Source organism: Burkholderia sp. BCC1977 (assembly GCF_905339595.1).
Taxonomy (GTDB): Bacteria; Pseudomonadota; Gammaproteobacteria; order Burkholderiales; family Burkholderiaceae; genus Burkholderia.
On record NZ_CAJPGQ010000003.1, the window covers coordinates 119,916 to 138,445 of the forward strand.

Consider the following 18,530-nt stretch of genomic DNA (forward strand, 5'->3'; position numbering starts at 1 on the left):
GATCCGCGCATTCGATCGAATACGTCTGGTGATCTGCATTCCGAACCATGACGAATTCGCTCGACAGCGACCGTGCGTCACCCACATCGTGCGCTCCCTATCGACTGCGCACGATACCGCCGCACGTTCGAGCACGCTCGTCAACGCAGTGATGGTTGCAGCTTCATCCTGAACCCCACCACGCCGGGTTCCTCCGTCGTCGACACCGCGAAACCGCACGACTTCGCCAGCGAAATCATCGCGGTGTTCTCGCGCAGCGCCTCGCCGATCATCCATGCGGTGCCGCGCGATCGCGCGTAGTCGATGATGCGGGCCATCATCAACCGCCCGAGCCCCTTGCCCTTCTGATCGGGCCGCACGGCGATCGCGAACTCCGCCGTCTCGTTGTCGGGATCGGCAACCGCACGCGCCACCGCGAGTGTGTGCGACCGGCCCGACACATCGGTGAACGACACGATGAAGGCCATCTCGCGGTCGTAGTCGATCTGCGTCATGCGCGCGACTTGCGAATGATCGAAGCTGCGCACCGCACCGAAGAAACGCATCCGCAGATCGTCCGGCGTCATCGCGCCAAGCAGCTCGTTGTGCGCTTCCTCGTCTTCCGGACGGATCGGACGGATCGTCACGGTCTCGCCGCGCCATTCGAGCGTCTGCTCGAGATGGCGCGGATACGGCATGATCGCGAGCCGGCTGCGCCCGGCCGCCAGCGTGATGCGCGGTGCGACCACGTAGGCCCGGTCGGACAGCACGCGCAGCGTGACCGACATCGCGACGACTTCGCGCACGTCGCAAACGACTTGCGACAGTGCCGTCAACGCGTCGAGCGTGGGTTCGACAGGCGTGCGGCGCGCATACGGCGAACGCTCCATCACCGCGCGGGCGAGCACCGTATTCAGCGGTGGCAGCCCGTACACGACGAACGGCGCCGATACGCCGTCCGCCGGCGGCACGGCATAACGGAACACCGGGCCGAAGTTCGAATCGTCGTACATGTCGACCGTGACGTCGACAACTCTGGCGCCGGCCGACGCATCGGCCGGCTCGCCGTACAGGCCGAAGTGCGAGAGCCAGTGCAATGCGGCTTCGCCGGCCAGTTCAGGCTCGCCGGCCTCGACCATCCGTCGGGCCTCGGCCTGCGCGGACGCAACGCACTCGGCCGGCTGCGGCGGCGTGCCCTCCGGCGTCTGCATCAGCAACTGCCGCCCGAGGTTGTAGTCGACGAGCCGTGCGTATGCGCGCGCAAGCCGCTGCGGGGTGGTGTGCACCGGAATGCCGTTCGCGTGCAATGCGTCGCGCGTCGCCGCATCGACCGCACCGAAGAAACACGCGAGGATGCCGCGGTACGCATATTGCCGCGATTCGATCAGCGTGCGCGCGACCGCATCGGCGGGCGCGCTGTGGGAGGTCGAGTGCACGACGAACAACGTGCCCGTTTGCGGAAACGGCGCGAGCGCCTTGATGGCTGCGCCGAAATGCTCGGGACGCGCATCGTCGCCGAGCGACAACGGATTGCCGGGCGCGACGAGATGCGGCAGCGCGGCCGCGACCGCCGACGTTGCCGCCGCCGGCCAGTCGGCCAGCACGTCGCGCACCTCCGCGACCGCATCGACCGCAAGTTTCGCGACGCCTGCGTCGCTCGTCACGAGCGTCGCCGCGCCACGCGCGGTGACGCGCCCGACACCGAGCGTCTCAATCTCGTCGAGCAGATCGTCGAGCGCATCGACTCGCACCATCCCCGCGCGCTGGAACGCCGCCGTGTAAAGCGCATCGCCGGGATCGGCGCGCCCGGTGCGCAGCGCGAGCACCGGCTTGTTGCGCGCCGCCGCACGCGCCGCCGACATGAACTTGCGCGCGGCGCACACGGTGTCGAGTTCGAGCAGGATCGCGCGCGTGCCGGGATCGCTGGCGAGGTAGTCGAGCACGTCGCCCGCATCGACGTCGGCCTCGCTGCCAAGCGCGACGACATGTGAAAAGCCGAGGCCTCGCGCATCGGCCCAGCCGAGTACCGCGTTCGTCAGTGCGTTCGATTGCGACACCCACGCGACACCGCCCGATCGCGCCGTATAGGCCGGCGCGCCGAAATGCGCATGCCGCGCGGGCGACAGCACGCCGAGACTGCCGGGCCCGACGATACGGAGCACGAACGGCTTCGCGGCCTTGAGCGTGCGATCGAGCGCGGCGCGATCGGCGTCGGTGCGCGCCTCGCCGACGATCACCGCGACGCGCGTGCCGATCTCGCCGAGCTTGCGCACGATGCCGGCCCACGTGGCAGGCGGCGTGCAGATCACGGCGACCGACGGCGGCGCGGGCAGCCGGTCGACGTCGGCCACCACCGCGTGCCCGTTCAGCTCGCGATACTTCGGATTGACGGGCCACACGGGCCCCTCGAACGCGCCGTCGAGCACGCGCGCCCACACCATCGCACCGATACTGCCCGCGCGCGCCGATGCACCGACGACCGCAACGGACCTGGGCTGGAACAACGCATCGAGATGGCGGACGGTCACATCGGCTCCATACGGTAACGAAAGACGATCCGACCGGCACACGGGCCGGATGGCCGTGCGCCGGTCGACGCGAACTCCAAGCATAGGCGAACCCGATGCGGCTGCCTATATACCGAACGGCCGACTGTGCGACGCGCATCAATCCCCGCAACATGGGCCGGTAACCGACGCCTTCGCACGACGCAACGGGCGAAGGCGACACGATGCGGTCATCCGGTCGCCACTTCAAAGGTGAGGATTTACAGGAACCATGGTGAGCAAGTTCGGGAATTGCACGGCGCAGTGCGCCAATGCGCGAGCGGTGATGGCAATCGGCGCTACGTCTGCACCGCGACGGTCGAAAATGCCAATGCGCGCATGCCGCGTAATTACGGGGTTGTTTACCGGAATTCGCGGCGATATCCGGTCGAATCGCGGCGAATTCGCAAAACGGTATCCGTTAATCGCGCGGCATTGGTGTTCAGTCCACGGCTTCGAGTCGCGCCGCGGCGGCTCAAAAACAAAACGGTGCGACGGCCGCATGGCCGTTCGCACCGTCAGTCAGCGCACGAAAGGTGAGGATTTTCGGGAGTCAGTCCTTGATCAGGAAACGCGCGCGGTTCTTGCCGAGCCACGCCGGCGCACGTCCGCGGCCGCTCCACGTTTCGCCCGTCTTCGGATTCAGGTACTTCGGCGGCAACGGGCGCTTCGGTTTCACGGCGGCAGCGGTGCCCATCGGCCGGAAGCCGAGCTCTTCCGCCGTAATGTCGAACTCCTCGATTTTCGCCCGAATCGCGGCAATCGCATCGGTAATCGCCTTTTCGCGTTCCTTGTCGATCTTTTGCTGAAGTCTTTCGAGCTGCGCTGTCAGTTGCCTGTAGGTCGCCATATGGATGGGACTCCGTGAGTGTTATTCATGAAAAATAGCCGACTCCAAGCGAATAGAAAAGCGCTTCACCCGATTATGGTCTCCTTATCCACGCATATCGGGATCAATAACCGCTTTTCTTCTTGCATGCGAAGAGAAGATTTCGCACGGCGTCATCGGTCGATTGCTGGAGGACGTCGTATTCACCATTGCAGATGGCGCGGGCATTGTCCGTGCAATTGCTCCAGTCGCTGCCGGTGCACTGCACCTGCGTAGTCGGGCGCCCGTCCGAAGTGAACAACGGCGCCCCGCCGCCGCACCCGCCGAGCCCCGCAACCAGGGCCAACAATCCGGCCCGACGCCAATGCGTTCGAGGCCACCGACAGACCGACGCAAGCATGTGATTCATTGTTCTTTCCGTCAACCGATTTTTGAATGTCGCGAGTATGCCATGCACCGTTGTCACACGTTCACTCCCGCGCTCGGTCCGGTGTCCGGTCCGGCCGGCCGCGCGTCTTGTACGGCACGGCCCGGTGCGGATCGTCGGTGATGCGAACGAACACCTGCTCGACGTCGGGAAGCGCGCCGAGTTCGCGCGCCAGCGCCTGCCGATCGAATCCCGGATCGGCACACCCTTCGACATAGATGAAGCGCCGCTGCACGGTGATCCACAGGCTGGTGCCCTGCAGAAGATCGGTGCCCGCGAAATGCGCTTTCGCCGCCTCGGCGATCGGCGCGTCATACATATAGGAATTCGGTTTCGTGCAGCGGTGGGCGAGCCAGCAGGTGGTCCCGCGCTCGGCGCGGTAATGCGCGTCGTCCGTCATCTCGGCGCGCGTCATCCACGGGCCGAGCGGCAGCGGACATTCGGCGAAGCCCTGCGACAGCGCGACGAACGGATCGTTGTACCAGTTGCGCCGCGCAGCGGGCGCGTCGTCGCCCTGCGCGAACGCCGACGTCGCCACCAGCACGGCCAGCCATCCGGCGATGCCGCTTCGTTTCATCGTTGTCTCCTGTTGGGTACGCCCCGGGGGCCGTTCCTCACGTCCGACCGCATCCGCCACCGCTTGCTATCGGTCGATCCCCAGCGCCGCCAGTTTCTTGTAGAGCGTCGCCCGACCGATACCGATGCGCGCGGCCGCTTCCACGACCTTCCCGTCGCACGCCGCAAGCGCGTCGATCAGGAACTGGCGCTCCCACGCGGCCAATGCATCGGTATACGAAACGACCTGTGCACCGGATGCACCCGGCGCGTCGTCCGCGTCCCGGCCGACCTGCGACGGCGCAGCGCGCATGCCCGCCGGCATGCTGTCCGGCGCCACACGCACCGGCCCGAGGAACGTCGCGAGCGCACCCGCATCGATCACCGAGCGATCCGACAGCATCAGCGCACGCTCGAGCGTGTTGCGCAGCTCGCGTACGTTGCCCGGCCACGGGTACGCGCACAGCATCCGCAGCGCATCGTCGGTCAGTTCGCAATGTGCGGCGCGACCGTGCTGCGCGGCCAGCTCCTCGAGCGTCGCGTAGACGAGCGCCGCGATGTCGGACGCGCGCTCGCGCAAGGGCGGCGCGTGAATCGTCAGCACATTGAGCCGGTAATAGAGATCCGCGCGAAAACGCCCGGCCTCGACCAGCGCGGGCAAGTCGGCCGACGTCGCGGCGATGATCCGCACGTCGGCGCGCACGATCCGGTTCGAGCCGACCGGTTCGAACTCCTTGTCCTGCAACACGCGCAGCAGCTTGCCCTGCAGCGGCAGCGGCATGTCGCCGATTTCGTCGAGAAACAGCGTGCCGCGATCGGCCAGCTCGAACTTGCCGACGCGTCCCTTGCGGTCGGCACCGGTATACGCACCCGGCGCCGCGCCGAAGAATTCGGTTTCGAGCAGCGTGTCGGGAATCGCGGCGACGTTGACGGTCACGAGCGGTTGGAGCGCGCGCGCCGACGCCGCATGGATCGCATGCGCGAGCAGTTCCTTGCCGGTGCCCGTCTCGCCGAGCAGCAGCACCGGCGAATCGACCTGTGCGGCGCGCCGCGCCTGCCGCTTGGTTTCGAGGCTCGCGGCACTCGTGCCGACGAAGCTCGCGAACGTGTACTTCGCACGACGCGCCTGCGCGAGCGAACGCTGCGTCGCGATCAGCTGCTGCTGAAGCTGCACGTAACGGGAAAAGATCGGCGTGAGCGTCTTCAGCTGGTCGAACAGCGCGAAGCCGATCGCGCCGACCGTCTCGCCCGCCTCGTTCTTCAACGGCAGGCGCGTGACGACGAGCGGCTCGCGGCCCGTCTCCATGATGTCGAGCAGAATCGGCTGTCCGGTCGACACGACCTCGCGCATCAGGCTGTTCGGAATCACCGCCTCGCAGTCGAGGCCGACCGCCTGCTGCGGATCGGCGAACCCGAAGCGCGCCGCATAACGCTCGTTCATCCACACGACGCGCGCGTCGCGATCGACGACCACCGTGCCCGCACTCGAATCCTCGAAGGTCCGAAACAGCGACTCGGCGGCGCGCCGCAGCACGTCACCGTAATTGACGGGCAGGCGCGCCCAGTCGTTCATCATCGTGTCGTCGTCTCCGCGTATGCTGGGCCGGATGTCTCCGGAACGAGACGCAGTATCTCACTTCGGAGACATGCCGGAATGCCTTGTCCGGGAAAGCCCTGCCCGATTCAATGGGCTGTCCTGACGGCCAGATCGTCTCCGGATGGAGACGATTTATGTAGAATCGTCAGACATTGGCCGGCGCGGGCCCGCCGGCCTCCGCCGAATCCATGTCCGGCGGCGCAATCCGGCCGATGGCACGAAACCTGCACGAACCTGAGCCGGTCCGCGGCGCGTTCCGCGATCGAACAACAACCAAAGCCATTAGGAGACTCCCTTGTCTTTCGTGATCGTCCTCGCCGCGCTGGCGTTCCTGATGTTCGCCGCGTATCGCGGCTACAGCGTGATCCTGTTCGCGCCGATCGCCGCGCTCGGCGCGGTCCTGCTGATCGAACCCGCCGCCGTCGCACCGGTCTTCTCCGGCATCTTCATGGAGAAGATGGTCGGCTTCGTCAAACTGTATTTCCCGGTGTTCATGCTCGGCGCCGTGTTCGGCAAGGTGATCGAACTGTCCGGGTTCTCCGAGTCGATCGTCCATGCCGCGATCCGCTACATCGGCCGCTCGCGTGCGAATGCGGTGATCGTCGCGGTGTGCGCGCTGCTCACCTATGGCGGCGTGTCGCTGTTCGTCGTGGTGTTCGCGGTGTACCCGTTCGCGGCCGAACTCTATCGCCAGAGCAACATTCCGAAGCGGCTGATGCCCGGCGCGATCGCGCTCGGCGCGTTCTCGTTCACGATGGACTCGCTGCCCGGCACGCCGCAGATCCAGAACATCATCCCGACCACGTTCTTCAAGACGACCGCCTGGGCCGCACCCGCGCTCGGCACGATCGGTTCGCTGTTCATCATCGTCGTCGGCCTCGCATACCTGGAATGGCGTCGCCGTTCGGCGATGGCAAAGGGCGAAGGCTACGGCACGTCGCTCGTCAACGAACCGGAGCGCGTCGAAGCGACGGCACTGCCGCACCCGGCGCTGGCGATCCTGCCGCTGCTCCTCGTCGGCGCGTCGAACTTCACGTTCACGAAGCTGATCCCGCAGTGGTACGGCGCCGCGTCGTACACGGTCGCGCCGGACGTGCTGCCCGGCGTGCATACGCCGGTCACGACGTCGATCAAGACCGTCGTCGCGATCTGGTCGGTCGAGGCCGCGCTGCTGCTCGGCATCGTGCTGGTCGTCCTGACCGCGTTCAAGCGCGTCAGCGACCGCTTCGCGGCCGGTTCGAAGGCGGCCGTCGGCGGTGCGTTGCTCGCCGCGATGAACACCGCGTCGGAATACGGTTTCGGCGGCGTGATCGCCGCGCTGCCGGGCTTCCTCGTCGTCAGCGACGCGCTGAAGAGCATTCCGAACCCGCTCGTGAACGCGGCCGTGTCGGTCAGCTCGCTCGCCGGCATCACCGGTTCGGCGTCGGGCGGCATGAGCATCGCGCTCGCCGCGATGTCGGACCTGTTCATCAAGGGCGCGCAGGCCGCCAACATTCCGATGGACGTGCTGCACCGGGTCGTCGCGATGGCCAGCGGCGGCATGGACACGCTGCCGCACAACGGCGCGGTCATCACGCTGCTCGCGGTCACGGGCCTCACGCACCGCGAGTCGTATCGCGACATCTTCGCGGTCACCGTGATCAAGACGCTCGCGGTGTTCTTCGTGATCGCCGTGTACTACACGACGGGCCTGGTGTAAGCCTCCGCATCGGGCGGCGTTCCGACCGCCGCCCAACGCTGCCGGCCGCATCGACGCGGCCGGCGCGCCTTCCTCCCTCTGCGTGTCACGGCTGTTCAACCGGCCCTGCAGCGCGGCAGCCGCGGCGTGATGCCTGTCGCGAGGCACGGCGCCTTCCCGCTACCTCCGCATGCAAACCGGGGCGGATCGACCGGGATTCACATCTGCCGGTTCGTCCCCCTGCCGACCGGAACCGCCCGGCGCCACATTGCCGTGCAGCCCGGACGGCCCAACGTCCGTCACACGCCGCCATCCGGCACCGTCCGCGCCCGCCATTCATTGTTGCCGGCAGCAGAACACTGCGTTGGGAGCGATCGCATTTTTCCCGCGCTGGCCCGGGCCTACACTGTTTTCAACCGCCGCCGCTTCGTCGAACGAAGGCCGGCCGCCCAGTCGGAAACATGGAGGTCACGATCATGAAGCGCCTGATCCATGCAGTTGCCATCGCCCTGGCCGTATCTGCCCCGCTCGCCGCGCAAGCGCAGTCGAACCCGCCGCTCACGCGCGCGCAGGTCCACGCCGAAGTGAAGGCGCTCAAGCAGGCCGGTTTCCAGTCGAGCGACTGGTTCTATCCGGCCAGCATCGTTTCCGCCGAAGCGAAGATCGCGCGCCAGCAGAGTGCCGGGGCTGGCGGTACTCGCGGCGCGGCGCCGCAATCAGGCCAGTAATCGCAGTCAGGAAGCGGCCGTCCGGCCCGACCGCACCCTCGCTGATCGTTACGCCTTCACCGGCTCAATCAGTTTCGCGCATGCCGCTGCCTGCGGATCGCCCGCAGGCAGCTTCGCGCACACCCCGTCGAACTGCTTCACGACCGACCTGACCGACGCATCGTGCGCGCCGCCGCCACGCCAGCGATTCAATTGCGTGACGACCTTGGTCAGCGCGCGCAGGTTCGCCCCATAAAACGCATCCTTGGTCTTGCCGGCCTGCGCGAGCACGCTCGCGGCGATCGCTTCGATCCGCGCCGAATCGTCCGGCACCAGCGCGACGGCATTCGCGAAATAGGTCGCGCCCCAGCGCAGCTTCGTCGCCGGTCCGCTCGCCGAGTCGTAGGCCTTCCGGTACCAGTCGAGCGCCGCGGCCTTGTCGCCGCGCGCCTTCGCATTCGCCGCCAGCCCCGACATGAAGTAGTACGGCGTCGCCGAACGCGGCAACTCGGCCTTCAGCAGGACATCGGATTCGTCGTACAGTCCGGCGTCGGTCAGCGTGTCCGCCGCTTCGCTGACGAGCGCCTGCCGCTCGTACGCGTTCGCGGCACCCTGCACCGATGCCGCGATCTGCTTGCGTGCGGTATCGACCAGCGCCGGCGCGGCGAGCGGCGCGGCGTCGTGCACGTCGCCGCGCGCGAGCAGCACACGGCCGTGCAGCGCCATCAGGCGGTCGATCGACGACAGCGTCGTATCGGTCGACAGGCGCGCGAGCGCCGTGTCGTACGCGCCGCGCAGCTTCGTGCGCTGCGCGGCGTCGCCGCCCAGGTAAGCAACCACGCGCGCGGGCGCCGCGACGAGCACGTCCGAATCGACCCGCGCCAGTGCCGGCTCGCGCAGCACCGCGCGCAGCGCGTCGGCAAGCGCCGCCTTGTCGAGCGCGCCGGCCTGTGCGGGATCGTCCGATGCCGCCACCACCGCCGACTTCAGCGCGAACCGCGCGGCGTCCGCCTTCGCGCCGGCTGCACGCGCGCGTTGCGACAGCGTCTGCAGCGTCACCGCGACACGATCGGCGGGCACCGGCAGCGCGCCGTCGGTGTCCCAGGAATAGTCGGCCAGCAGATGCCATTCGGCCAGCGTCAGCGCCGCGCCGTTGTTCAGCGCGGTCGCGAGCGTCTGCCGCACCGGATGCGCAGCCGTCATCCCGAGCGACAGCGCCTGCATGTAGCGGTCGAGATCGGCCTCGCCCGGCAGCCGCGTGACTTCGGTGCCGTCCGGGCGGAACAGGATCATCGTCGGATAGCCGTGCACCTTGAAGCGCTCGCCGAGCTTCTGCGCGCTTTCGGTATCGCCGTCGAGATACACGGGCACGAAGAACGACGAGCGGGTCTTGAATGCCTGCTGGCTGAAGATCGTCGACTTCACCTGGTTGCACGACGGGCACCACACGGCGCCCCAGTACAGCAGCAGCGGCTTGCCGGTGCGCTTCGCCAGCGCGAACGCGGCATCGACGTCGCCCTGCTGCCACGCGATGCCGGGCGGCAGATGCGCGCCGCCCGACGGGCTCGATACGGCGGCGTCCTGCGGCGCGGTGGTGGCCAACGCCGCACCCGCGGCGGCGAACAGGCAGGCGGCAGTCACGTTACGGAGAACGGTTTTCATCAAGGCGGGTTCCGTTGAAAGAGACGATTGCGGGTAACGGCGTCGCGCGACGATTGGCGGGCAACACGCCAGTGGCGTGCGGCCCGAAGCGGCGAAGCGGCGAAGCGAAAGCACGATGAAGCGACGCAACAACGAAAGGCGTCGACGGATGGCACCATGCATGCCGGAATCGGCCATGCGGGTCACGCAGGCATCGACGCAGAAAGCCACGACCGGCCGCTGCATGCGCACACCGCGCAACCGTGCCGACCACAACAACCACGACGACCGGCAAATCGCTCGACGATACGATTCACGCGGCCGGTTGAAAACGAACGAATTCTCGAATGGATATGACGTGCGCGCCTGCGCGGTCGGCGCAACCACGCACTGCGCGGCATGCATGCTTCACCGACTGCCGTCCGCTGCCGCACGCAACCCGGTGCACGAAGGCATGCACGACGCGACGCACCGCATTGCCAATGCACGCGCATGCCGCGGCCGACGCAGCGACGCACACCGGCCCGCCCGCGCTTCAGCCCGCTTCCATTACTGCCGCCCCTTGATCCGCGCCATCTGGAATACCGACGCATACGCGCCGTCGCGCAGCGCATAGTCCGGCGCCTCGCCTTCGATCCGGAAGCCGTGCTTTTCATACAGCGCGATCGCGGCCGGGTTGTCGACGAACACGGTCAGTTCGAGACGCGTGACGTTCAGCCAGTTTTCGGCGAGTTCGATGGCTGCGACCAGGAGCCGGCTGCCGATGCCGCGCCCGTGATGCGCCGCATCGACCATCATCCCGAGCGACGCGGCATGACGCCGGCGCGGGTTCTGCTCCGGATGCAGCGCGAGGTGACCGACCACCGCGCCGTCGAGTTCGGCGACGAGGCTCACGCCTTGCTCGCGCAGGCGTTCGAGCCGCTGCTGCCATTTCTCGTGCGACGGAAACGGATGCTGGAGCGTGTTCATGTACACCGCGGGGTGCGCGATGATTTGCCGGATCGCGTCGACGTCGTGCGTCTCGCTGTGCCGGATCGTGATATCGGTCATGACTGGATAGCGTCGAAGGTATCGGGCCAAGGCATGTTGCCGCGCGAACGCAACAACACGTCGAGCTTATCCGATTTCACGCGAATGAAACATGGTCTGCGCACCACGCGATGCCGTTGCACGCACAACCACATCGCATCACGCCGGCTTCACGAAATCGGCAATTCCCGACCATTCCCACCAGGCGCGATCGGTAATTTTCGACCATTCCGACGTCGTCTCCGCGCGTCGTCTCTTAGTTGCACACGCAACGTCATGGACGCGACACACCCTGTCATTTCCGCATCCCGTCGACGTCATCTGCGCTTCCTGGACCGGGCGCGCCCTGCCCGGCACTCACCGGGCCCGCGCGTGCCGATGTGGGTCGTGTCGCCGTGGAGCCGCGGCGGCTGGGTCAACTCGCAGGTGTTCGACCATACGTCGACGCTGCTTTTCCTCGAGAAGCGCTTCGGCGTCGTCGAGCCGCAGATCAGCGCCTATCGCCGCGCGGTATGCGGCGACCTGACGAGCGCGTTCAACTTCCGCGCGCCGAACAACGAACCGCTGCCGACGCTCGCGGGCCGCGCCGCTACGCCGTCGAGCCGGGCAAGGCGCGGCGCGGCGACTGGGCGGCGCTGGCCGACGACGGCGGTAAATATGACCTGTGGGTCCTCGGCCCGAACGGCTATCACCGCCGCTTCACCGGCGACCTGGCCCGGCTGGCCGGCGCGCGCGCCGCATCCGGAGATCCGGGTCGGCTATGCGGGCGCGAGCTGTGACCTGCATCTGCGGCTGCGCAACGACGGCGGCGGCACCGTGCGCTTCACGGTGCAGTCGAACAAGGTGTACGGCCCGCTGTCCGGCCACGGCGCGCACGACGATCGCGACCACGGCAACGAGGACGGCAACAGCCAGGGGCACCGCCACGGCAACGACACAGGCACGACCTGGACCGTCACGGTGCGCGCCGGCGGCCAGTCGGAGCTGCACGGGAAGCTCGACTCGACCGGCCACGGGTACGACTTCGTCGTCACCGCCGACAGCGACGCGCGCTTCTCGCGCCGCGTGGCCGGCCGCGTCGAGACGGGTCGCCACTCGGTCAGCGACCCGGCGGTGGGGCTCGCCGACCGCTTCTGACGGCACCTGCACCCACCCGGCCGGAACACCGGCCGGGCGCCGGACGCGGTGCGGCCCGATCCGGCTGAAACGCCCGCCCGGCACGGTTCAAACGTCAGAAGGATAGGTGGTTCAGCCCTCATTTGGCGTCAACGAAAATGCTCCGTGTTGCGGCCCGTTCGCGTTAAACTTCGTCAAGCTGCATTCAACAACGACATCTTCGCCAACCCGGCACACACGATACGAGGATAGGTTCGATGCGCACTACCGGCTCATCCGGGGCAATGACCCTGCTCACCGAACACGACCCGGCCGACGGCCGCGAACTGCGCTCGCTCCGGCTCGAATCGACCGGCGACGGCAAGAGCGTGCTGCTGATCGAGATCGACGAACGCAAGCCCGGCATTCATCGCGAGGTCCGTTACGAGATCACGCCGGCCGAACTGATCGCGGCGATCCGCTCGCACGGCGCCGAGTTGCCCGGCGAAAACCACGGCGCCGCCTCGCTCGCCCGCACCTCTTCCTGATGTCGATCGGTGAGCCGCGCGCAACGCACCGGCTCACCGATCTGCCCGCATCTCCCTGCCGCCGTCAGGCGCTTTCCGTCATTCCCCGCCGCCCGCTTGAAAATGGCCGATAATCGGCCCATCTGCGTATCCTCCTCACGCGTTTCCTTTTCGGCCAGCCGTCATGCTCCGTGACCTCGTCGCCCAATACGGGCCGCTTCTCGTCTTCGCCAATGTGCTCGCGGCGGCCGTCGGCCTGCCCGTGCCGGCGATGCCGACGCTCGTGCTGTTCGGCGCGATGGCCGCGATGCATCCGGCGATGATCGGCTCGCAACTCGTGACGGTGCTGGCGCTGTCGGTGCTCGGCGCGCTGATCGGCGACACCGTGTGGTACATAGCCGGCCGGCGCTACGGCGGCACGACGCTGAAGACGATCTGCCGGCTGTCGCTGTCGCGCGATACCTGCGTGAAGAAGACCGAACGATTCTTCGGCCGCTACGGCGTGCGCGTGCTCGCGGTCGCCCGCTTCATTCCCGGGCTGTCGCTCGTGTCGGTGCCGATGGCCGGCGCGCTCGGCACGCGCTATCGCACGTTCGCCGGCTACGACGCGCTCGGCGCCGCGCTGTGGACGATCGTCGGCCTCGTCGCGGGGCTCGTGTTCTACCGGCAGATCGACTGGCTGTTCGCCGGCGCGAGCCGGCTCGGCCGCGCGGTGCTGCTGGTGATCGTCGCATTGCTGGCGATCTATGCGGCCGTGCGCTGGATGCGCCGCCGCGCGCTGATCCGCCAGCTCGCGAGCGCGCGGATCGGCGTCGACGAGCTCGACCTGCTGCTGCGCGATCCGTCCGCGCCGGTGGTGCTCGACGTGCGTTCGCCGGAACACCGCAAGCTCGACCCGTTCACGATTCCCGGTGCGCAGTTCGCGGACGAGCGGCACGTCGAGGACATCGTCGCGCGCTATCCGTTCTCGCAGAAGTTCGTCGTGTATTGCTCGTGCCCGAACGAAGTGACGGCCGCGCTGATGGCCAAGCGCCTGCTCGACGCAGGCTTCACCGATGCGCTGCCGCTGCGCGGCGGCCTCGACGCCTGGCGCGACACGGGCCGCCAGCTCACGTCGCTGATGGAGGACATGCCCGCCGCGAACGATCCGGTGGCGGGTTTGCACAAGCCGGCCTGATCGAACTGACTGCAGGCCGGCCGCGCGAGACGAAAAAACCTGAAGGGGACGTTGCGTCCCCCTTCGATCAGAACGCGTGCAGCGGCACGTTCACGACCAGGCGGTACTCCTTGTTGGTCGCGTCCGAGGTGTGCGTGGAACCGGTGTGCCACATCGCGATGAACGTGACCTTCGTATCCTTCAGCTTGCCGCTCTGGAACGTGTACGACGGGATGAAGCCGAACTCGTGGTGACGGCCCTGCACCGGCGCGCCGTTGCTCCAGTAGATGCTCGACTTGCTCGGATCGTTCGCGGCGCCTGCGCTGCCGTCCGCACCCCAGCCCGTCACGCCCCAGACCATCGCCTTGAAGCCCGGCAGACCCGCTTCCTTGCCGTAGAACGTGTAACGCAGCTGCAGCGACTTTTCGTGCGGCGCGTTGTAGTCGACGTCCATCGAGTTGGTCAGGAAGATGCCGTTCGTTTCGTTCAGGTAATCGAAGAACTGGTCGCCGAGCACCTGCTGATAACCGAGCAGCAGTTCGTGCGGGCCGTGCTGCGCGGCCAGCGACAGGCTGTACGCGTTGTTGTTGATCTTGCCCTGCAGCGCGTCGCCCGTGTCGTGTGTCGAGTAAACGTTACCAAAGCCGGTCCACTTGATCGACTTCGTATCGCCGATGCTGTGCTTCACCGACGCGTAGTACTGGTGCCACACGTCGTCGGCCTGGTTCGCATACAGCGCGACTTCGCCGTTCGGCGAATAGTCCCACGTGCCGCCGACGTAGGTCAGGCGATTGATGCGCGTGCCGCCGTATTGCGTCGTGAGGTTGGTGAGCGTCGTGTGGCCGCGCGCATCGGTCTTCGTGAAGCTGCCGGCCTCGAGCATCACGTTCTTGAATTCGTTGCTGACGATCGTCGCGCCGAGGAAGGTCGGCGGCAGCGCGCGGTTGTCGTGCTGCTCCATGAACGGGTTGTCGACGGCCTGCAGACCGTACTTGACCACCGTGTTCGAGATGCGCGCCTTCACGTCGTAGATGCCCGGATAGGCCCACGCGAGCTGGTTCGAACCGCCGCCGCCCTTCGCGATGTGCACCATGCTGCCGGCGCCCGCGCCGCCGTCGAGCTTCAGCGCCGCATACAGCGACGCGTCGAAGCCGATGCCGATCAGGCCGGTCGTGTAGCCCGACTCGAAGTTCGCCATCGCGCCCTGGACCCACGCGTGACGATGCGGCCCGCCCTTGTTGTCGAGCGTGTCCGCATAGTTGCGGAACAGGAAATTCAGATGACTGTCGGCAATGAAGCCGTTCGACTTCGACTGCGCCGAAGGCTCGTCGGGCGGCGTGACGGCCTGGTTCGCTTCGGCGTTGATAATGGCGTTCGGGGTCGTTGCCTGCGCAACCGACATGCTCGCGCCCGCGGACGGCGCGGCCTGCGCGACCGTCAGCGGTGCGGGGGCCGCGTCGTCGGCGTGCGCGACGCCGGTCATCGATACGCCGGCAAGCGCCGGCAAGCCCCATGCGAGCAGCATCTTCGATGCCGTCCCGATCGTCTTTTGCTTTTTCATCGTCATTCTCGTCTTGTGTTGATGTCGTCCACGCCGGTTGCGATCCGCTCCCGGTCCCCCGGCGAGCCCGGTTAAGGACGCGCCCTGACCCGCGACGCGAAGATCGTTCGCGCCGCACCCTACCCCTGTTGACCTGCCTGGTTGTGTTTGCTGCGTTACTTCACGCCGCCACGCCCGCCCGGATGCACGCGACACGCGCCGCCGAGCCGTGCCGCACTTCCGGCAGCGGCACGTCCTGCGCGCACGCGTCGATCGCGACCGGACAGCGCGTGCGGAACGCGCAGCCGGACGGCGGGTTGAGCGGCGACGGCATCTCGCCCGCCAGCAGCATCGGACGGCGAGCACGCTCGCGCGCCGGCTCCGGCGTCGGCGCCGCATCGAGCAGCGCCTTCGTGTACGGGTGCTGCGGCACGCCATACACGTCATGCCGCGTGCCGAACTCCATCACGCGGCCGAGATACATCACGAGCACGCGCTGGCTGATGGCCTTCACCACCGCCAGGTCGTGCGCGACGAACAGATAGGACAACGACAGTTCGCGTTGCAGATCGCGCAGCAGGTTCACGATCTGCGCCTGGATCGACACGTCGAGTGCCGATACGGGTTCGTCGCAGATCACGAGCTTCGGCTCGCCGATCAGCGCACGCGCGATGCCGACGCGCTGGCACTGTCCGCCGGAAAATTCATGGGGATAGCGCAGCAGGTGATGCGCGTTCAGGCCGACCCGCTCGAGCATCGTCACCACGCGGCGCCGCACTTCGGCGCGGCCGAGGCCCGCGTGGTGCGTGACGAGCGGCTCCGCGACGATCTGTTCGATCGTCATGCGCGGATCAAGCGACGCGAGCGGATCCTGGAAGATCATCTGCACTTCGCGACGCATCGCGGTGCCGCGCAGATGATCGGGCGCGACGGCTTCGCCGCGCCAGCGCACCGTGCCGGCCGTCATCGGCACGAGGCCGATCAGCGCGCGCGCGAGCGTCGACTTCCCGCAGCCCGACTCGCCGACGAGCCCGACCGTCTCGCCGCGCTTCACGTCGAACGACACGCCGTCGACCGCGCGCAGCGTGCCCTTGGGCGACCACGGATAGCCGCCGAGCGGCACGCGGAAATGCACCTTCAGATCCTCGACGGACAGCAGCGTTTCGCTCGCCGCGCCCGTCGTGCCCGTCGCGCCGGCATTGCGGCGTTCATCGATGCTCATCGCAGACCTCCCGTCAGATCGGCCAGCGGCCGGTGGCATGCGCGCACCGCGCCCGCCGTGCCGTAGGTTTCGAGCGCGGGGCGCGCGGCGCCGCAGCGCTCCTCCGCATACGTGCAGCGTTTCGCGAACGCGCAGCCGGCCGGCGCGGTGCCGGGCATCGGCGGATTGCCGGGAATCGCGACGAGCGGCGCGTCGTCGGCGTCGGTCAGGCGCGGCAGCGCGTTGAGCAGGCCGATCGTGTACGGATGCGACGGCGCCGCGAAGATCGATTCGGCCGGCGCGTATTCGACGGTGCGGCCCGCATACATGACCATCACGTCGTCCGCGAGGCCCGCGACCACGCCCATGTCGTGCGTGATCAGCACGATGGCGGTGCCGCGCTCGCGGTTCAGCTCGCGCAGCAGGTCGATGATCTGTGCCTGCACGGTCACGTCGAGCGCGGTGGTCGGCTCGTCGGCGATCAGGATTTCCGGCTCGGACAGGAGCGCCATCGCGATCATCACGCGCTGGCGCATGCCGCCGGAGAACTCGTGCGGATACATGCGGATGCGGCGCGCCGCATCGGGAATGCGCACCGACTCGAGCGCGTCGATCGCGCGCCTGGTCGCTTCCTTGCGCGACAGCTTGCGATGCAGCTGCAGCGTCTCGGTCATCTGCCGCTCGATCGTCAGGAACGGATTGAGCGACGTCATCGGATCCTGGAAGATCATCGCGATCCGGTCGCCGCGCACCGCGTTCAGCGCGCGCGTATCCATCTCGAGCAGGTTCTCGCCGCGATAGCGCGCGGTGCCCGTCGTCGCGCCGTTGCCGGCCAGGAGGCCGAGCAGCGCCATCACGGTCTGGCTCTTGCCCGAGCCCGATTCGCCGACGATGCCGAGCGTCTTGCCGGCCTCGAGCGAGAACGACACGCCGCTCACGGCGTCGATCGGCGGCGCGTCCTTGCGCGAGAAGCGCACGCCGAGGTTTTCCACTTCCAGCAGGGCGGTCATGTCAGCCTCCGCCGGGCCGCCCGGCGCTTCGATGGAAGCGCCTGGGGGAGACGGGGGGGCCGCGCCCCTCCGAGCGAACAAAGTGAGCGTGGGGGTTGTTTCATCTCAGCGATCCTTCGGGTCGAGCGCGTCACGCAGGCCGTCGCCAACGAAGTTCACGCAGTAGAGCGTCACGCACAGCATGACGGCCGGCGCCAGCAGCAGCCACGGCATCGATTCCAGTTTCTGCGCGCCGTCCTGGATCAGCACGCCCCAGCTCGTCATCGGTTCCTGCACGCCGAGGCCGAGGAACGACAGCACCGATTCGGTCAGCACGATGTTCGGCACCGACACGGTCGCGTACACGACGACCACGCCGAGCAGGTTCGGCACGACGTGGCGCAGCACGATCGACGCCGGCGACACGCCGATCGCGCGCGCCGCATCGACGAACTCGCGGTTGCGCAGCGACAGCGTCTGGCCGCGCACGACGCGCGCCATGTCGATCCACGAGAACGCGCTGATGGTCAGCACGACCAGCATGAACGAGCGGCCGAACAGGGTCATCATCAGGATCGCGATCAGCAGGTACGGGATCGCGTACATCATGTCGACGACGCGCATCATCGCGGAGTCGACCCGGCCGCCGGCGAAGCCGGCGGTCGCGCCCCACGCGACGCCGAACAGGCCGGACACCAGCGTGCCGACCAGGCCGACCTCGATCGACACGCGGCCGCCGATCAGCGTGCGCACGAGCAGGTCGCGGCCGAGCTCGTCGGTGCCGAACCAGTGCTGGTTCGCGAGCGTCGGCGCCAGGCTGATCGAGCCCCAGTCGCTCGCGGCGGGATCGGCCGCGAGCAGCCAGGGGCCGACGAAGCACGCGAGCGTGATCAACGCGAGCAGCACGAGGCTGAACACGGCCGCGCGGTTGTGAAGGAAGCGCGCGAACGCGAGCGCGAGCGGCGAGCGCGAACGCGGCGGCGAGTCGGTCTGCACGGGCAGACTGACGACGGGAGTAGTCGGCGTCATTGCAG

15 protein-coding genes and 1 pseudogene are annotated in these 18,530 nt (G+C 67.7%); 5 read left to right on the forward strand and 11 right to left on the reverse strand.

The features are described from left to right. Positions 1-140 precede the first annotated feature (140 nt). The 5 genes from U5771_RS04260 to U5771_RS04280 all read right to left on the reverse strand — a co-directional run bounded on the left by U5771_RS04260 (position 141) and on the right by U5771_RS04280 (position 5,912). The gene (locus U5771_RS04260) at positions 141-2,507 is read right to left on the reverse strand and encodes a GNAT family N-acetyltransferase (protein ID WP_322022815.1); all 2,367 of its coding nucleotides are present in this window, start codon (positions 2,505-2,507) and stop codon (positions 141-143) included. Positions 2,508-3,078: 571 nt separating this feature from the next. Further along, positions 3,079-3,375 (reverse strand): H-NS histone family protein, encoded by a 297-nt coding sequence (locus U5771_RS04265; protein ID WP_322022816.1) that lies wholly within the window; start codon positions 3,373-3,375, stop codon positions 3,079-3,081. A gap of 103 nt (positions 3,376-3,478) precedes the next feature. Next, positions 3,479-3,763 carry a hypothetical protein gene (locus U5771_RS04270; RefSeq protein WP_322022817.1) on the reverse strand — a complete coding sequence of 95 codons (285 nt, stop codon included), beginning with the start codon at positions 3,761-3,763 and terminating at the stop codon, positions 3,479-3,481. A gap of 61 nt (positions 3,764-3,824) precedes the next feature. After that, positions 3,825-4,358, reverse strand: coding sequence for a BON domain-containing protein (locus tag U5771_RS04275; protein WP_322022935.1), 534 nt, complete (start codon positions 4,356-4,358; stop codon positions 3,825-3,827). A 66-nt stretch (positions 4,359-4,424) separates the two neighbouring features. Continuing rightward, positions 4,425-5,912 (reverse strand): sigma-54 interaction domain-containing protein, encoded by a 1,488-nt coding sequence (locus U5771_RS04280; RefSeq protein WP_322022818.1) that lies wholly within the window; start codon positions 5,910-5,912, stop codon positions 4,425-4,427. Between the two features lie 316 nt (positions 5,913-6,228). Here U5771_RS04280 and U5771_RS04285 point away from each other — a divergent pair, with 316 nt between their 5' ends. Then, positions 6,229-7,632: a GntP family permease gene (locus tag U5771_RS04285; protein WP_322022819.1), complete on the forward strand. Its 1,404-nt coding sequence runs from the start codon at positions 6,229-6,231 to the stop codon at positions 7,630-7,632. A 455-nt stretch (positions 7,633-8,087) separates the two neighbouring features. Then, positions 8,088-8,339 (forward strand): DUF4148 domain-containing protein, encoded by a 252-nt coding sequence (locus tag U5771_RS04290; protein ID WP_322022820.1) that lies wholly within the window; start codon positions 8,088-8,090, stop codon positions 8,337-8,339. A gap of 48 nt (positions 8,340-8,387) precedes the next feature. Here U5771_RS04290 and U5771_RS04295 read toward each other — a convergent pair whose 3' ends face one another. Both U5771_RS04295 and U5771_RS04300 read right to left on the reverse strand, forming a co-directional pair. Then, positions 8,388-9,980: a thioredoxin family protein gene (locus tag U5771_RS04295; protein WP_322022821.1), complete on the reverse strand. Its 1,593-nt coding sequence runs from the start codon at positions 9,978-9,980 to the stop codon at positions 8,388-8,390. 528 nt (positions 9,981-10,508) lie between these two features. After that, a complete protein-coding gene (locus U5771_RS04300) occupies positions 10,509-11,009 on the reverse strand; it encodes a GNAT family N-acetyltransferase (protein ID WP_322022822.1) in 501 nt (166 codons plus the stop codon). A 333-nt stretch (positions 11,010-11,342) separates the two neighbouring features. Between U5771_RS04300 and U5771_RS04305 the strand changes: the two are divergent. From U5771_RS04305 to U5771_RS04315, 3 genes and pseudogenes are all read left to right on the forward strand, one after another. Next, positions 11,343-12,125: pseudogene (locus U5771_RS04305) on the forward strand (phospholipase domain-containing protein); the annotation flags it as partial. 236 nt (positions 12,126-12,361) lie between these two features. Beyond that, complete coding sequence (locus U5771_RS04310; RefSeq protein WP_124660478.1) at positions 12,362-12,631, forward strand: hypothetical protein; 270 nt, start codon at positions 12,362-12,364, stop codon at positions 12,629-12,631. Between the two features lie 163 nt (positions 12,632-12,794). Continuing rightward, positions 12,795-13,787, forward strand: a complete 993-nt coding sequence (locus U5771_RS04315) for a DedA family protein/thiosulfate sulfurtransferase GlpE (RefSeq protein ID WP_322022823.1) — start codon at positions 12,795-12,797, stop codon at positions 13,785-13,787. A 67-nt stretch (positions 13,788-13,854) separates the two neighbouring features. Here the strand turns inward: U5771_RS04315 and U5771_RS04320 are convergent, their stop codons facing one another. The 4 genes from U5771_RS04320 to U5771_RS04335 form a co-directional block, all read right to left on the reverse strand. Then, entirely contained in the window at positions 13,855-15,327 is a 1,473-nt protein-coding gene (locus U5771_RS04320) for an OprD family porin (RefSeq protein WP_322022824.1), read from the reverse strand. 160 nt (positions 15,328-15,487) lie between these two features. Further along, entirely contained in the window at positions 15,488-16,528 is a 1,041-nt protein-coding gene (locus tag U5771_RS04325; protein WP_322022825.1) for an oligopeptide/dipeptide ABC transporter ATP-binding protein, read from the reverse strand. Then, positions 16,525-17,517, reverse strand: coding sequence for an ABC transporter ATP-binding protein (locus U5771_RS04330; RefSeq protein ID WP_322022826.1), 993 nt, complete (start codon positions 17,515-17,517; stop codon positions 16,525-16,527). The genes U5771_RS04325 and U5771_RS04330 overlap by 4 nt, the downstream gene beginning before the upstream one ends. A gap of 105 nt (positions 17,518-17,622) precedes the next feature. Continuing rightward, complete coding sequence (locus tag U5771_RS04335) at positions 17,623-18,525, reverse strand: ABC transporter permease (protein WP_322022827.1); 903 nt, start codon at positions 18,523-18,525, stop codon at positions 17,623-17,625. Positions 18,526-18,530 lie beyond the last annotated feature (5 nt).

Excerpts from the sequence above, each read along its gene's own strand:
- U5771_RS04295 (WP_322022821.1), bottom strand. The coding sequence starts at position 9,980 with ATGAAAACCGTTCTCCGTAACGTGACTGCCGCCTGCCTGTTCGCCGCC.
- U5771_RS04315 (WP_322022823.1), top strand. The coding sequence starts at position 12,795 with ATGCTCCGTGACCTCGTCGCCCAATACGGGCCGCTTCTCGTCTTCGCC.
- U5771_RS04290 (WP_322022820.1), top strand. The coding sequence starts at position 8,088 with ATGAAGCGCCTGATCCATGCAGTTGCCATCGCCCTGGCCGTATCTGCC.
- U5771_RS04270 (WP_322022817.1), bottom strand. The coding sequence starts at position 3,763 with ATGAATCACATGCTTGCGTCGGTCTGTCGGTGGCCTCGAACGCATTGG.
- U5771_RS04265 (WP_322022816.1), bottom strand. The coding sequence starts at position 3,375 with ATGGCGACCTACAGGCAACTGACAGCGCAGCTCGAAAGACTTCAGCAA.
- U5771_RS04330 (WP_322022826.1), bottom strand. The coding sequence starts at position 17,517 with ATGACCGCCCTGCTGGAAGTGGAAAACCTCGGCGTGCGCTTCTCGCGC.
- U5771_RS04335 (WP_322022827.1), bottom strand. The coding sequence starts at position 18,525 with ATGACGCCGACTACTCCCGTCGTCAGTCTGCCCGTGCAGACCGACTCG.
- U5771_RS04300 (WP_322022822.1), bottom strand. The coding sequence starts at position 11,009 with ATGACCGATATCACGATCCGGCACAGCGAGACGCACGACGTCGACGCG.
- U5771_RS04275 (WP_322022935.1), bottom strand. The coding sequence starts at position 4,358 with ATGAAACGAAGCGGCATCGCCGGATGGCTGGCCGTGCTGGTGGCGACG.
- U5771_RS04325 (WP_322022825.1), bottom strand. The coding sequence starts at position 16,528 with ATGAGCATCGATGAACGCCGCAATGCCGGCGCGACGGGCACGACGGGC.
- U5771_RS04320 (WP_322022824.1), bottom strand. The coding sequence starts at position 15,327 with ATGAAAAAGCAAAAGACGATCGGGACGGCATCGAAGATGCTGCTCGCA.
- U5771_RS04280 (WP_322022818.1), bottom strand. The coding sequence starts at position 5,912 with ATGATGAACGACTGGGCGCGCCTGCCCGTCAATTACGGTGACGTGCTG.
- U5771_RS04310 (WP_124660478.1), top strand. The coding sequence starts at position 12,362 with ATGCGCACTACCGGCTCATCCGGGGCAATGACCCTGCTCACCGAACAC.